General features: G+C 69.1%; 14 protein-coding genes. 13 read left to right on the plus strand and 1 reads right to left on the minus strand.

Going from position 1 to position 14,360, the window contains the following annotated elements; translation table 11 throughout:
* The first annotated feature begins 57 nt into the window (after positions 1 to 57).
* The 10 genes from ACFWYM_RS21030 to ACFWYM_RS21075 all read left to right on the plus strand — a co-directional run bounded on the left by ACFWYM_RS21030 (position 58) and on the right by ACFWYM_RS21075 (position 11,492).
* Complete coding sequence (locus tag ACFWYM_RS21030; protein WP_384839061.1) at positions 58 to 2,184, plus strand: glycosyltransferase; 2,127 nt, start codon at positions 58 to 60, stop codon at positions 2,182 to 2,184.
* Positions 2,181 to 3,515, plus strand: a complete 1,335-nt coding sequence (locus ACFWYM_RS21035) for an acyltransferase (protein WP_384839064.1) — start codon at positions 2,181 to 2,183, stop codon at positions 3,513 to 3,515. The genes ACFWYM_RS21030 and ACFWYM_RS21035 overlap by 4 nt, the downstream gene beginning before the upstream one ends.
* 216 nt (positions 3,516 to 3,731) lie before the next feature.
* Positions 3,732 to 4,475, plus strand: a complete 744-nt coding sequence (locus tag ACFWYM_RS21040; protein WP_384839217.1) for a hypothetical protein — start codon at positions 3,732 to 3,734, stop codon at positions 4,473 to 4,475.
* A complete protein-coding gene (locus ACFWYM_RS21045) occupies positions 4,475 to 5,515 on the plus strand; it encodes a hypothetical protein (RefSeq protein ID WP_384839067.1) in 1,041 nt (346 codons plus the stop codon). Before ACFWYM_RS21040 ends, ACFWYM_RS21045 begins: the two co-directional genes overlap by 1 nt.
* Positions 5,516 to 5,586: 71 nt before the next feature.
* Complete coding sequence (locus ACFWYM_RS21050) at positions 5,587 to 5,892, plus strand: hypothetical protein (RefSeq protein ID WP_384839070.1); 306 nt, start codon at positions 5,587 to 5,589, stop codon at positions 5,890 to 5,892.
* On the plus strand, positions 5,889 to 7,259 hold the full coding sequence (locus tag ACFWYM_RS21055) for a putative T7SS-secreted protein (protein WP_384839073.1): 1,371 nt from the start codon (positions 5,889 to 5,891) through the stop codon (positions 7,257 to 7,259). The genes ACFWYM_RS21050 and ACFWYM_RS21055 overlap by 4 nt, the downstream gene beginning before the upstream one ends.
* A 20-nt stretch (positions 7,260 to 7,279) precedes the next feature.
* On the plus strand, positions 7,280 to 7,972 hold the full coding sequence (locus ACFWYM_RS21060) for a hypothetical protein (protein WP_384839076.1): 693 nt from the start codon (positions 7,280 to 7,282) through the stop codon (positions 7,970 to 7,972).
* A 26-nt stretch (positions 7,973 to 7,998) separates the two neighbouring features.
* Positions 7,999 to 8,685, plus strand: coding sequence for a hypothetical protein (locus tag ACFWYM_RS21065; protein WP_384839079.1), 687 nt, complete (start codon positions 7,999 to 8,001; stop codon positions 8,683 to 8,685).
* A gap of 176 nt (positions 8,686 to 8,861) precedes the next feature.
* Positions 8,862 to 10,205 (plus strand): nitrate/nitrite transporter, encoded by a 1,344-nt coding sequence (locus ACFWYM_RS21070; protein WP_384839082.1) that lies wholly within the window; start codon positions 8,862 to 8,864, stop codon positions 10,203 to 10,205.
* A gap of 87 nt (positions 10,206 to 10,292) precedes the next feature.
* Positions 10,293 to 11,492, plus strand: a complete 1,200-nt coding sequence (locus ACFWYM_RS21075) for a uroporphyrinogen-III synthase (protein ID WP_384839085.1) — start codon at positions 10,293 to 10,295, stop codon at positions 11,490 to 11,492.
* On the opposite strand, the gene ACFWYM_RS21080 is transcribed toward ACFWYM_RS21075, so the two are convergent.
* Complete coding sequence (locus tag ACFWYM_RS21080; RefSeq protein WP_384839088.1) at positions 11,441 to 12,025, minus strand: DUF1772 domain-containing protein; 585 nt, start codon at positions 12,023 to 12,025, stop codon at positions 11,441 to 11,443. The genes ACFWYM_RS21075 and ACFWYM_RS21080 overlap by 52 nt on opposite strands.
* 121 nt (positions 12,026 to 12,146) lie before the next feature.
* Between ACFWYM_RS21080 and ACFWYM_RS21085 the strand changes: the two genes are divergently transcribed.
* The 3 genes from ACFWYM_RS21085 (at position 12,147) to ACFWYM_RS21095 (ending at position 14,285) form a co-directional block, all read left to right on the plus strand.
* Positions 12,147 to 12,767, plus strand: coding sequence for a CGNR zinc finger domain-containing protein (locus ACFWYM_RS21085; RefSeq protein WP_384839091.1), 621 nt, complete (start codon positions 12,147 to 12,149; stop codon positions 12,765 to 12,767).
* Positions 12,768 to 12,861: 94 nt separating this feature from the next.
* Positions 12,862 to 13,464: a sigma-70 family RNA polymerase sigma factor gene (locus ACFWYM_RS21090; protein WP_384839094.1), complete on the plus strand. Its 603-nt coding sequence runs from the start codon at positions 12,862 to 12,864 to the stop codon at positions 13,462 to 13,464.
* The gene (locus ACFWYM_RS21095) at positions 13,461 to 14,285 is read left to right on the plus strand and encodes an anti-sigma factor family protein (protein ID WP_384839097.1); all 825 of its coding nucleotides are present in this window, start codon (positions 13,461 to 13,463) and stop codon (positions 14,283 to 14,285) included. The genes ACFWYM_RS21090 and ACFWYM_RS21095 overlap by 4 nt, the downstream gene beginning before the upstream one ends.
* The last annotated feature ends 75 nt before the right edge of the window (positions 14,286 to 14,360 follow it).

Here is a 14,360-nt window from a genome sequence, read left to right on the forward strand (position 1 = left end):
AGCCGCGGGCAGGGGAGCCGCAGAGCCCCGCGCGCACCGCGCCGCCGTCGGCTGCCCATGCGCTACCTGCTGGCCTCGCTCCTCCTGGTGGCGCTCCTCGCGATGCTGATGCTGCGCGGGTACGTGCACAGCGAGATCCTCGCCGACCACCGCGTGCGCCCGCCCGTGGCCACCGACCATGTCCCGGAGAAGGTCCTGGAGGGCGGCCCGGTCATCGACACGCGCGGCGGCCGGGAGGCGAGCCTGAGCGTCCCGGACCACAAGCTCGTGCTGACCTTCGACGACGGCCCCGACCCGGAGTGGACCCCCAAGGTCCTGGACGTCCTCAAGGAGCACCACGCCCACGGGGTCTTCTTCGTCACCGGGACGATGGCCTCGCGCTATCCGGACCTCGTCCAGCGCATGGTCGACGAGGGCCACGAGGTGGGCCTGCACACCTTCAACCACCCCGATCTCTCCTACCAGTCGAAGAGCCGCATCGACTGGGAGCTGTCCCAGAACCAGCTGGCGCTCGCGGGCGCGGCCGGCATCCGCACGTCCCTCTTCCGCCCCCCGTACTCCTCCTTCGCCGACGCCATGGACGACAAGTCCTGGCCGGTGACGCAGTACATCGGCGGCCGCGGCTACCTCACGGTCGTCAACAACACCGACAGCGAGGACTGGAAGCGCCCCGGGGTCGACGAGATCATCCGCCGTGCCACCCCCCACGGCGGCAAGGGCGCCGTCGTCCTCATGCACGACTCCGGCGGCGACCGCTCCCAGACCGTCGCGGCCCTCGACCGCTTCCTGCCCCAACTCCAGGGCGAGGGCTACACGTTCGCGAACCTCACCGAGGCCCTGGGCGCCCCCAGCGCGCACACGAAGGTGACCGGCGTGGAGCTCTGGAAGGGCAGGGCATGGGTCTTCCTGGTGTCCGCCTCCGAGCACATCACCGAGTGCCTGGTGGTCTGCCTGGCGGTCATCGGCTCCCTCGTCTTCCTGCGCTTCGCTCTGATGCTTCTCCTGTCCGCCATCCACGCACGCCGCGTGCGCCGCCGGAACTTCCACTGGGGCCGCCCGATCACGGAGCCGGTCTCGGTCCTGGTCCCCGCGTACAACGAAGCGAAATGCATCGAGAACACGGTCCGCTCCCTCATGGCGAGCGACCACCCCATCGAGGTCGTCGTCATCGACGACGGCTCCACGGACGGCACGGCCCGCCTGGTGGAGAGCCTCGCCCTGCCGAACGTCCGGGTGGTCCGCCAGCACAACGCGGGCAAGCCCGCCGCCCTCAACAGGGGCCTGGCGAACGCCCGTTTCGACATCGTCGTGATGATGGACGGCGACACGGTCTTCGAGCCGTCCACGGTCCGCGAGCTGGTGCAGCCCTTCGGCGACCCGCGCGTGGGCGCCGTGGCGGGCAACGCGAAGGTGGGCAACAAGGATTCTCTGATCGGCGCCTGGCAGCACATCGAGTACGTGATGGGCTTCAACCTCGACCGCCGCATGTACGACGTGCTGCGCTGCATGCCGACGATCCCGGGCGCGGTAGGCGCCTTCCGTCGCACCGCCCTCGAACGGGTCGGCGGCATGAGCGACGACACGCTCGCCGAGGACACCGACATCACCATGGCGATGCACCGCGACGGCTGGCGCGTCGTCTACGCGGAGAAGGCCCGCGCCTGGACGGAGGCGCCGGAGACGGTGCAGCAGCTCTGGTCGCAGCGCTACCGCTGGTCGTACGGGACGATGCAGGCGATCTGGAAGCACCGCCGCGCGATGGTGGAACGGGGCCCTTCGGGCCGCTTCGGCCGGGTCGGCCTGCCCCTGGTGTCCCTGTTCATGGTGCTGGCCCCGCTGCTTGCTCCTTTGATTGATGTGTTTCTCCTGTACGGCCTGGTCTTCGGCCCCACCCAGAAGACCGTGGCCGCGTGGCTGGGCGTGCTCGCGGTGCAGGCGATCTGCGCGGCGTACGCCTTCCGCCTGGACCGCGAACGCATGACCCATCTGATCTCGCTGCCCCTCCAGCAGATCCTCTACCGGCAGCTCATGTACGTGGTGCTGCTGCAGTCCTGGATCACCGCTCTCACCGGAGGCCGGCTGCGCTGGCAGAAGCTCCGGCGGACAGGGGTGGTGGAAGCGCCCGGTTCCATTCCGCGTCAGCGGACGACGGCGGGCAGCAATGATCGGAGGCCCGTCGGATGAGCCACAGCTATGTACCGGGCGGGTCCCTGGGCGAGACCAGCCCCTTGCCACAGTCCCCGCCTCACCAGTCCCCGCCTCACCAGTCCCCACCCCACCAGTCCCCACCCCACCAGTCCCCACCCCACCAGTCCCCGCCTCACCAGGTCCCGCCCACTGCTTCGGCGGCCCCCAAGAAGCCGGGCCGCGACCGCTACTTGGACCTGCTCCGCTCCCTGGCCCTGGTCCGGGTCGTCGTCTACCACCTCTTCGGCTGGGCGTGGCTGACGATCCTGTTCCCCTCCATGGGCGTGATGTTCGCGCTGGCGGGTTCCTTGATGGCGCGTTCGCTGAACCGCCCGGCGTGGGGCGTGATCAGGGGCCGCATACGCCGACTGCTCCCCCCGATGTGGATCTTCAGCGCAGCGGTCCTGACCTTGCTCTTCTGGGGCGGCTGGAACGTGAGCGAGGACCCGGACCACGGCGGCACCTGGGGCCTGGTCAGCATGATCAACTACATCTTCCCGGTGGGCGCTCCCCCCTTCCCCTGGCACCTCGGGGACAAGGCGGGCCTGCTGGAGGACACATGGCCGGCGCAGGCGGCGGGCCCGCTCTGGTACATCCGCGCGTACCTGTGGTTCGTGATCGCGTCACCGCTGCTGCTGTGGGCGTTCCGCCGCGTCCCGTGGGCGACGCTGGCCGCTCCGCTGGCGTTGACGGTGGTGCTGACGACGGGTGTGGTCACCATCCCCGGCGAAACGGGCAACGCCGTCTCGGACTTCGGGGTGTACGGCAGCTGCTGGGTCCTGGGCTTCGCGCACCAGGAGGGCGTGCTGGCCCGGATACCGCGCTACCTGGCGGTCTCCGTGTCGGCGATCGTGATGGCGTTCGGCCTGTGGTGGGCGTCGGGCCATCTCGGCCCGGACGGCTGGGACTTGAACGACATCCCGCTGGCCCAGGCGACCTGGTCGCTCGGCTTCGTGGTGATCCTGCTCCAGTACTCCCCGTCCTGGAAGGAGTTCCCCGGCCGCCTGGCGAAATGGGACAAGCTGGTCACGCTCTCCAACAATCGGGCGGTCACGATCTACTTGTGGCACAACCTCCTGATCATGGCGACGGTCCCGATCATCGACCAGGCGTACGACTTCCCGTTCATGGAGGACGAGCGCTGGAGCCATGCGCTGGACACGACGTACATGGTGTGGATGTTCGTGCTGGTGTGGCCGCTGATCGGGCTGATGGTGGTGGCTGTGGGGTGGGTCGAGGACCTGGCGGCGAAGCGGGGGCCGAGGTTGTGGCCGAACGGGGTGAAGTCCGGTGGGGCTGTGAGGAGGGGGCGGCGTCGGGCGGTGTGACGTCGTGCGGTGTTACGTCACGGTGTGACGTCACGGTGAGACGTCACGCGGTGTGACGTCGCGAGGTGTAACTGGGGGTGAACTTCGCGATGTTGAAGGGGCGGGCGGGTGAGAGGCTCGTGCCGCCCCGTGAGCGCTGCGTTGCGGCCCGTGTTGAGAATGCGTCAATGCTGTAACCGTGCGGGATGTATGTCCAGATATGCGGCTTGGGTGGCGATGCTCGCCGTGGCTTTCGTCTTGATCCCTTGGATAGCTTGGCTTCACTCAAGAGAACCCTTGTCTCGTCTGGAGCTGACCGTGAACCGCCGACCCGCCTTGCTCGCAGCGGCCACCCTGACTGCTGCGGCGGTCCTATCGCTCTCTGCCTGTGGCAGTGGCGGTGACTCGAAGGACAAGGACAGCGACAAGATCGCGGGCGCCGACAGTGGCAAGTCGAAGTCGGCTTCGCCTTCGGCGTCGGCTTCGGGTGATGGGGTGGATCGGCCTGCGATCAAGCTGCCCAAGGACGTGAAGAACGTCTACGAGGGTGGGAAGACGGGGGATCCGAAGAAGGACGCGATCCTGGCGGACAACGAGCGGTGGGTCGACTCACTGATCGAGGCGGTCACCGTCAAGGCGAAGGATCACCCGGCGCTGAAGTTCTACGCCTCGGGAGACGCGCTGCTGTCGTCGGCGCAGTACATCCAGGGGTTCCAGGAGAAGAACAAGAGCTTCGTCGGGACCATTCGGTACTACGACCGTGAGGTCACCCTTCTCAAGCCCGGCGTCGCCGCGGTGACGTACTGCAAGGACGGCACCAAGACGTACCCCAAGGATCTCAAGACGGGCAAGGTCGACAGGTCGATCAAGGGGTCCGCGGCGGACTACGCCTACTTCAACACCCGGGTGACGAAGAACGACAAGGGTGTTTGGCAGACGACGAGTGTGACCAGTACGGGAAGCGCGAAGCAGTGCATGTGATGAACGGCCGTTCTCTGAGCCGATGGGCGGTCCCCGCCCTCACGATGGTGATCGCCCTCGGGCCCGGTGTGGCCTACGCGGGCGGCGGCGACACCGTGGGCGGCGGAGACGTGGGGGGTCAACAGCAGTCCAAGGGCAAGGTGAAGGGCAACAACCTCAGCGTCGAGACCAAGGTCCAAACCACCGTCAACGGCGCCCCGCAGTCGTCCGCGAAGACCGGCACCCTCACCCCCGCCAACAGCAACTGGGACCCGCCGGCCTGTTGGTACGAGCCCGCCTATACCCCCAAGCAGATCGAGACCACGGTCAAGGCGATCCGGTCGATCCCGATCTTCGGGATCGGTGAGGTGGTCGGCACGGTCTTCGACAGCTACTACAAGGACGGCCACCCCTACAAGAACTACAACCTCGACAAGCAGGGCAAGGGGAAGTTCTGGGCGGCCGCGATCGCCAAGGGGCACGAGGACGACCCGGCGGCCAAGGCGTGCGACAAGCCGCCCTTCTGGGTCGACGACGGTGAGCCTCCCAAGGAGAAGCTCGCGGTCTCGCCCAAGATCCTTGCCGAGTACGCGTACGGGGAACTGCCCATTCCCGGCACCGAGGTCAAGCTCGCACCCAAGGGCGAGACGAAGGTCAACCTGCCGACCTGGGCCTGGCTGGACAAGGCCAAGTTCAAGAAGATCTCGGTGACCGCGAGCCTCCCGGGCACGGGCCTGTCCGCGACGACGACCGCCGAGCCGGTCTCCCTGAAGATCGACCCGGGTACGGGCGACGCCCAGACGTTCCCTGCCTCGGGGGTCTGCCCGATCGAGGGCGGCCGCATCGGCGAGCCGTACGCGAAGGGCAAGGCGAACCAGGACCCGCCGTGCGGCGTGAAGTACCTGCGCTCCTCCGACAACGGCTCGTACAAGCTCAAGGCGACCGTCACGTGGAAGGTCAGCTGGACGAGCACCACGGGCGAGGGGGACACCCTGCCCGACGGCGAGTTTGGCGCGGACCAGAACGTGGTCGTGAAGGAAGTGCAGTCCGTGAATCGCTGATCCCGTCGATGTCGCTGATCCCGCTGCTGCGCCGCGGCAGCGGGATCAGCTCCCCAAGGTGGCGATGCGAGATGGCCGACAAGCTGAAGGTGGACGGCGATGAGCTCGAGAAGTTCATGGAGAAGCTCAAGAACTCGCGGGATTCGCTCAAGGGGCTGCGGAAGGCGTTGAGCGACGCCTCCACCAACGGGCTGGGGACCGACGATCTCGATGCGGCGTGTGAGGCGTTCCAGGACGACTGGAAGTACGGCACGGAGCAGATCGGCGAGCAGACCGAGGACCTCGCGAAGATCATCGGTAAGAGCAAGGACAGCTACCGCGAGGTCGACGCGTCCTTGGAGGAGTGCCTGAGGGCGAAGGGCAAGAGACGGACGTGACGGGCGCGACGAACGGGGTGGGCGGCAACTACCAGTTGGGCCAGAAGGAGAACCCGTACCAGCCGATCCCTCAAGGGCTCCGCCCCGACGCGGACACTCCCAACCCCGACTGCCCGCACCTGGGCTTCAACCCGACGCCGGGTGACTGCGACACCGTACGGGCGCTGCACAAGAAGCTGGTGGGCTGCGCCAAGGTGCTCCGGGACACGCATGGTGTGGTCACCAAGCTGATGGACGGGGGCTACTGGAAGGGGGACGCGGCGGTCGCCTTCCGGGAGCAGATCGAGGACGGGCCCCTGCCGAAGAACCTGGAGAACGCGGCGACGTCGATCGGCCGGGCCGCGAGGCATCTGCATCGCTGGCATGACGAGCTCGCGGACTTCCAGGACCGTGCCAAGGGGTTGAACCGGGAAGCGAAGTCGGCGCGGGCTGCGCTGGACGCGGCGAGGGGGGACGCGGCGAGCGCGGGTGACGACCCGGACGTGAAGAAGAAGAGCGGGGCTTCATCCGGCAAGCATGAGGATGCGCTGCGGGAGCTGAAGCGGGCGCATGGGCGGGTGGACGAGGCCCAGGAGGAACTCGACCGGATCCTGCGGCGGGCGCGGAATCTTGCCTATGAGCATGAGCGGAAGGCGAATTACCGGGCGGAGAAGATCCGGGACGCTACGCATAAGTTGGCGCCGCATGAGCCGGGGTGGTTCGAGAAGGCCGTTGACTGGGTCGAGGAGAATCTGCCGGATATTTTGAGCGCGGTCGCAGCCGTCGTCGGGCTCGTGGCGATTATTTTTGCCGGGCCGTTGGGTGCGGCGATGGTGGCGGCGTTGTTGCTTGCTTCTTCGGCGTTGAGCGCGGGGGCGCTGGGCTTGCGTTTGCTCGGTGATCCCACACTCCGAGCCTCGCTGATGGACGGCTTTGCCAAAGGGGAGTTCGACATGGACTTCTGGAGCAACGTCGTCACTGTGGGTGGTGACTTTCTCGGTACGGTGCCTGGCCTCGGTGCCGCATGGAAGGGCGGTGCGGCTGCCCTTCGCGCCGGTGGAGAAGCGGGACAGGCGCCCACCCTTGGACAGCGACTGGCCCGATTTGGCGGTAGCACCATGGAACATGCGGGTGCGATCTCCACTTTGGACAATTCGCTGCTCAACTTCACGATCCGGGGAGCCCGCGCCGAGCAGGTCACCAGGACCGTCGAAGTCACCTCGGCTGTCACTGGTGTCGCTACTGCGGGTATCGGGCTGGTCTCGAAGGCCATGGATGCTGACGACGACGGAATCAAGGACGGCGCAGTGGCGGGTATTGACGGTGCGCGGCTCGGCCTCGATGGCGGAGGCGTCTTCGAGATCGCCCGGCACGTCTTCACGCACTAGAAACGAAGAGGTATTTGCCGATGCACCCCACCGACTACCCAACCGGCTGGGACCATCCAGCAACCCGTTCTGCCTGGATCCAGCACATGGGGATGATTGTCGGGAGACTGGCTGGTTGGAGCGCCGTCTGGTTCGGATCCCTCTTCCTCATCGTTGCCACACCTGTATGGATTGCTTGGATCTTCCTGCCGATCCTGGTGTACGCAGGCTTCCGTGCCCTTGTGCAAGTCTTCTACTTTCCCTGGTCGATGAACATCCAGCGCGTTCTTGCCCAGTACCCCTGGCAGCTCCTCTCGGACGTGCCCCATGGACGGGATAAGCATCCCCAGGCGGACAAGGACGAGATGTGGTTCGAGTTCTCCAACCCGGAGGAACCGAATGAACGGATCCCCTTGCTCTTCCTCAGCCAGATGCGCACCTACTGGTGGATGCGCCGCTTCGGCACCTCCCGCACCAAACCAGAGCTGAAAGCCGAGATCGAACCCCTCTGGTTCGCGGGCGACCCCCGCTTCTACTCCGTCATCGCGGCGCCCGGCCGCGGTGGCCAGGCACCCAAGCGACTGCACTTCCTCTACCAGCGTTCGGCCCGCCGTAGCTGGAAGGGCGACGTCATCACCTGGGACGCCAGCCCCGCGGCCCTGGAATGTGCCCGCCGCGCGGGCGCCCGCGTCCCCGACCGGACGGTGCCTCCGCAGCCGCGCCCCAACAGTTGACGTTCCCCTCCGGACAGGACGATGTGATGACGACCTCCGGCCCTCGCTTCACACTCGATGACTCCGCTGCCGATCCGGACGCGGACATCTGGTTCGCCGAACCCGCAGGTTTCACCGCGATCCCTCTCGCAGCGCTGCTGAACCCGGCCACCTCTCCGGCGGCCAACAGCCCCGTCCGCGAGGCCCTGGCCCCGCTCCTCGACGCCGCGCCGGACGACGTGGTGCGCCAGCAGTTCGTGGCCCGACTAGCAGCTGCCCACCAGCTGTTGACGTACCTTTGCGAGGCTGGCACCGTCCACTGCTCCATCGGCCTCCACCAGGACGACGCGACCGAAGACCGCACCCCCCGTCCCACCGCGCCCCTCCTCTCCCTCCTCACCCTCGCCTGGCGCCAAACAGCCACCGCCCCACCCGCGATCACCGCCGCCCGAGCCGTCACCGCTGCCGAGCACCACGACCGCATCGAGTACCTCGACCTGCCCTGCGGCCCCGTCACCCTCAGCGAGGCCGTCCGTACACCCACCCCCGGCAGCGGCCTTCCCCCGGACCCGCTCCTCCAGGTTCACGCCCACCTCCCGCACCCCGACGGCAAGCGGCTGGCCGTGCTCACTCTCAGCACGACGGCCGTCGAACGGCGCGACGACTATCGGAGGCTGCTTCACCAAGTCGCTGAACTCGTCAGCTTCGAGAACCCCGTGGCCGGGTCGGAGTGAGGACCCCGCCTCCCCGCCGCCCCCATACCCCCTCAATAGCCCCGCATAGGCTCCTCACCGCCCGCCCCACCCCCACGTGAGACCAACGTTCCCCGCCAGTCACTTCGCGGCACAGCCACGAAATCCGCCCTTCCTACCTTCGGGGGTGACAGCCACTACCCCTGGAGGCGTGTGACATGGCATGGATCGAGCGGTGGGACCCGGAAGACGAGGGGTTCTGGCGGGAGTCGGGGGAGCGGATCGCGCGGCGCAACCTCCTCTTCTCCGTCCTCTCCGAGCACATCGGCTTCTCGATCTGGACCCTGTGGTCCGTGATGGTTCTCTTCATGGGGCCCGAGTACGGCATCGATCCCGCCGGGAAGTTCTTCCTCGTGTCGATGGCGACCCTCGTCGGGGCGGTCGTCCGGGTCCCCTACACCTTTGCCGTCGCCCTCTTCGGGGGGCGGAACTGGACCGTCATCGCCGCGTCCCTCCTCCTGCTCCCCGCCGTCGCCGCCTTCGTCGTGATGGAGCCGGGGACGTCCTACACGACCTTCATGCTCTGCGCGCTGCTCACCGGCGTCGGCGGGGGCAACTTCGCCTCCTCCATGACCAACATCAACTCCTTCTTCCCGTTGAGGAAGAAGGGGTGGGCCCTTGGGCTCAATGCCGGTGGGGGCAACATCGGGGTTCCTGTCATCCAGCTCGTCGCCCTCGCCGTCATCGGGCTGAACGGTGGGCCCCGGCTGCTCCTCGGGATCTACATCCCGCTCATCCTCGTCTCCGCCGTCTGCGCCGCCCTGTTCATGGACAACCTCGCCTCCGTCAAGAACGACGCCGGTGCCGCGAAGGAGGCCGTCCGGGACGCGCACACGTGGATCATGGCCTTCTTGTACGTGGGGACGTTCGGGTCGTTCATCGGGTACAGCTTCGCCTTCGGGCTCGTGCTGCAGACCCAGTTCGGGCGCACCCCCCTCGAAGCCGCCTCCGTCACCTTCATCGGGCCGCTCCTCGGCTCGCTCATCCGGCCCGTGGGCGGGCGGTTCGCCGACCGGTTCGGCGGGGCGCGCATCACCTTGTGGAACTTCGTCGCCATGGCCGTCGCCACGGGTGTGGTCGTCGTCGCCTCCGAGCGGACATCGCTGCCGCTGTTCACCTGCGCCTTCATCGCGCTCTTCGTGCTGTCCGGGCTCGGCAACGGGTCCACGTACAAGATGATCCCGGGGATCTTCCAGGCGAAGGCCGTCGCGCGGGGGCTGGCGGGGGAGGAGGCCGCGGCCTACGGGCGGCGGATGTCGGGGGCCGCCATGGGGCTGATCGGGGCCGTGGGCGCGCTCGGCGGGCTCGGGATCAACCTGGCCTTCCGGCAGTCCTTCGACAGCGCCGGGACCGGGACCGGGGCCTTTGTCGCCTTCCTCGTCTTCTACGCCGCCTGCTTCCTCGTCACCTACGCCGTATACCTTCGACGTACGGCGCCCGCGCCGCGGGCCGAAGAGTCCGCCGCCGACACAGAGCCCCAGTTGTCGTACGCCGAGGTGTGACGCGGGACGCGGCGCCGGCGACGCACGTAACACGGACGACATCCCGGTGAACCGGGACCGACACGGCCCCTTGGCAGGCTCCCTCTCATGTACGACCCCCAGCAGGAACCCCAGCAGGAACCCCAGCAGGACTCCCGGCGGGAGCCGCAGCAGGAGCCGCAGCACGGGCCCCTCGCCGGGTTCACCGTCGGTGTCACCGCCGCCCGGCGCGCCGACGAGCTCGGCGCGCTGCTCCAGCGCCGTGGCGCCGGGGTCCTGCACGCCCCGGCCCTGCGCATCGTTCCGCTCGCGGACGACGGTGAACTCCTCGCCGCCACCAAGGAGTTGATCGACCATGTGCCGGACGTGGTCGTCGCCACGACCGCCATCGGGTTCCGGGGGTGGCTGGCCGCCGCCGACGGGTGGGGGTTCGGGGAGACGCTGCTCGAGCGGCTGCGGGGGGTGCAGCTGCTCGCGCGCGGGCCCAAGGTGAAGGGCGCCGTACGGGCCGCCGGGCTCACCGAGGAGTGGTCGCCGTCGTCCGAGTCCATGGCGGAGGTCCTGGAGCGGCTGCTCGGCGAGGGGGTCGAGGGGCGGCGCATCGCGCTGCAGCTGCACGGGGAGCCGCTGCCCGGGTTCGTGGAGGCGCTGCGGGCCGGGGGCGCGGACGTCGTGGGCGTGCCCGTCTACCGGTGGCTGCCGCCCGAGGACCTCGCCCCCGTCGACCGGCTGCTCGACCAGACCGTGGCGCGCGGCGTCGACGCCCTCACCTTCACCAGCGCGCCCGCCGCCGCGTCCCTGCTGGCCCGGGCGGAGGAGCGCGGGATGGGAGGGGAGCTCGTGGATGCGCTTTCGCACGATGTCGTGGCCGCTTGTGTGGGGCCCGTCACCGCGGTGCCGCTGCAGGCCCGGGGCGTCGGCACCGTCCAGCCGGAGCGGTTCCGGCTCGGGCCGCTCGTGCAGCTGCTGTGCACCGAACTCCCGTCCCGGGCGCGGACGTTGCCCGTCGCCGGGCACACCGTGCAGATCCGCGGCAACGCCGTCGTCGTCGACGGTGCCCTGCGCCCCGTACCGCCCGCGGGCATGGCCCTCCTGCGCGCCCTGGCCCGCCGCCCCGGCTGGGTCGTGGCCCGCGCCGAGCTGCTGCGGGCCCTGCCGGGGGCGGGCCGGGACGAGCACGCGGTGGAGACGGCGATGGCCCGGCTGCGGACGGCGCTCGGGGTGCCCAAGCTGATCCAGACGGTGGTCAAGAGGGGCTACCGGCTCTCGCTCGACCCGGCGGCGGACGCCAAGTACGCGGACGGCTGAGCGGCCCCGGAGCCGGCCCGGCGCGCCCTGCCGAAGCGGCCGTGCAGGACCAGCGCCCGCGCCAGGCAGACCAGCGCGATCGTGCACAGCGCCGCCCGCACCGCGTTCCACGCCACCCACGCGTCCTCGAACGTGTCCCGCACCGCCGCCGGATCGGCGATCCGCGCCGGGTCGCCCGCGTCCGCGAGGTCGTTGTTGAGCGGCACGTTCACCCCGGACGTGAGCACGAACGCCACCACGTACACGATCAGCGCCGCCCACACCCACCACCGCCAACTCGCCCCGCGCAGCTGCCAGGAGGAGACCGCGGTCAGCACCAGCGCCCCGAAGAAGCTGAGGAAGAAGACGGGATTCTCGATCACGTCGTTGATGTTCTGCATGACCTCGATGAAGACCCGGTCGTCGCTGCGCCCGAGCGCGGGCATCACCGCGCACGAGAAGACGTAGAAGGCCCCGGCGATCAGGCCCATGGCGACCGTGGCCGCCCCAAGAACCACCCCTGCGGCACTGTGCCGCTCCTTGTTCTCTGTCATGCGGATCAGTCAACCGGAGCGGGCCGGAACCAGCCATGGCCGTGCGGTGCATCTCCATAAGCGAGCGTCCACGCACGGCCGTTGGGTTCCGACAACGTGGCCGGAGGGGCACTGTAAAGGTATGGCCCCCACCGCCACGCCACCGTCCCCGACACCGTCCCAGTCGCCGACCCCGTCCCCGTACGAGCTGCGCTTCGACTCCGGCCGCTGCTGCCTGGACCTCCTCGCGACCGCGCACCCCGACGAACGCCTCGACCAGGTGGAGCGGCTCGCGGCCTGGCTCACCGGCTCCGGACTCCTCCCCGAGGGCACCCCGCTGCGCCACGCGGGCCCCGAGTGGCTCGATGCCTTCCATGAATTACGGGCCGACATAGGCGAGTTGGTCCGCGGCGAGCTCGAAGGGCGGCCCGCACCCGGCGCCCTCGACCGGGTCAACGCCCGCGCCCGCCCGGCCCCGCCCGCCCCGCGGGCCGCCCGCGCCGCCGACGGCAGCCTCACCCGCGCCCTGCACACGGCCCCCACCTGTACGGCGCTGCTCGCGGCCGTCGCCCAGGACGCCGTCCTGCTGCTCACCGACCCGGCGGCCCGCGCCCGGCTGCGGCGCTGCGCGGGCGACAACTGCCCGATCATCTACCTCGACACGTCCCGTGGGCGCCGCCGCCGCTGGTGCTCCAGCGAAGTGTGCGGCAACCGTGAACGGGTGGCCCGGCACCGGCGCCGGGCGGCTCTCGCGCAACCCTGAACCCGCCTCTGCGTAAGAGGCGTTGAACGCACGCACGTCGGCGTACGTAACTCGGGAGTGAGCAGCGACCGAACCGCGGACACCGGAGGCAGACGTGCGCAAGGATTCCGCCGTGGCCGATGAACGCCCGCCACGGGCCCGGCGTACTCGACAGCACCGGCAGCCTTCTCATCGAGCACCCCGACCGATGGGCGCCGATGAGGAGTTGATGCACGCCCTGTACCGCGAACACGCGGGCCCACTTCTCGCCTATGTGCTCCGACTGGTGGCGGGAGACCGGCAGCGCGCCGAAGATGTCGTACAGGAAACACTCATCCGTGCCTGGAAGAACGCCGGTCAGCTCAACCGGGCTACCGGTTCGGTCCGCCCCTGGCTGGTGACGGTCGCCCGCCGCATCGTCATCGACGGCCACCGCAGTCGGCAGGCCCGGCCGCAGGAGGTCGATCCGTCACCGCTGGAGGTCATCCCCGCGGAGGACGAGATAGACAAGGCGCTGTGGCTGATGACGCTCTCGGACGCGCTCGACGATCTGACCCCCGCGCACCGCGAGGTACTTGTCGAGACCTACTTCAAGGGGCGTACGGTCAATGAAGCGGCACAGACGCTGGGCATCCCCAGCGGGACGGTGCGCTCACGGGTCTTCTACGCGCTGCGCTCGATGAAGCTGGCGCTCGAGGAGCGGGGGGTGACGGCATGACCGAGTCCTACGGCCGACCGGCGCGCGGCGAGCGCGTCGGCGACATCCACGAGACGGTCGGCGCCTACGCACTCGGCGTCCTCGACGACGCCGAGGCGACGGCGTTCGAACAGCACCTGGCGGACTGCGAGTTGTGCGCGCGGCAGCTGGAGGAGTTCTCCGGCATGGAGCCGATGCTGGCCGCGCTCGCCGGACTGCCGGACGGGCCGGGCGCCATGGGCCCCGGCGAGCAACCCGTGACCGAGCCGAGCCCGAGCCCGCGCCTCGTGACCGAGCCGAGCCCGCGCCTCGCGGACGGGCTCATGGACGAGGTGGCGGCCAGGCGCGCCCAAAAGCGCAGGCGCGGCCTCTACCTGGTGGCGGCCGCGGCCGCGCTGATCATCGGCGGCCCGCTCACCGTCGTCGCCGTGACCGACGGCGGCGGCACGGACCAGGTCGCCGAGCCGCACTCCACCAGCCCGGCGAAGGACGCCTTCTTCCACCACATGACACAGAAGGTCCACGGCACCGACCCGGACACCTTGGTCACCGCCACGGTCGGCACGGAGGACAAGCCCTGGGGCACCCACACGGTCCTGGAGCTGAAGAACGTCAAGGGCCCTCTGAAGTGCTCGCTCATCGCGGTCGGCAAGAACGGGGAGAGGGAGACCGTCACGTCCTGGTCCGTCCCGAAGTGGGGCTACGGGATCAAGGACAGCCCGCACGAGGACTCCCGCTACCCGCTGTACGTGCACGGCGGCGCCGCGTTCGACCGGAACCAGATCGACCACTTCGAGGTGCAGACGTTCGAAGGCAAGCGTCTGGTGGAGGTGGACGCATAGCGGTGCGGCAGGCACGCACGCAAGACAGGTGCACATGAGGGGTCCCTTTCGCGTACGGTAGACGGCTGCTCAACA

The organism is Streptomyces sp. NPDC059009, assembly GCF_042740175.1.
In the GTDB taxonomy this organism is placed as follows: Bacteria; Actinomycetota; Actinomycetes; order Streptomycetales; family Streptomycetaceae; genus Streptomyces.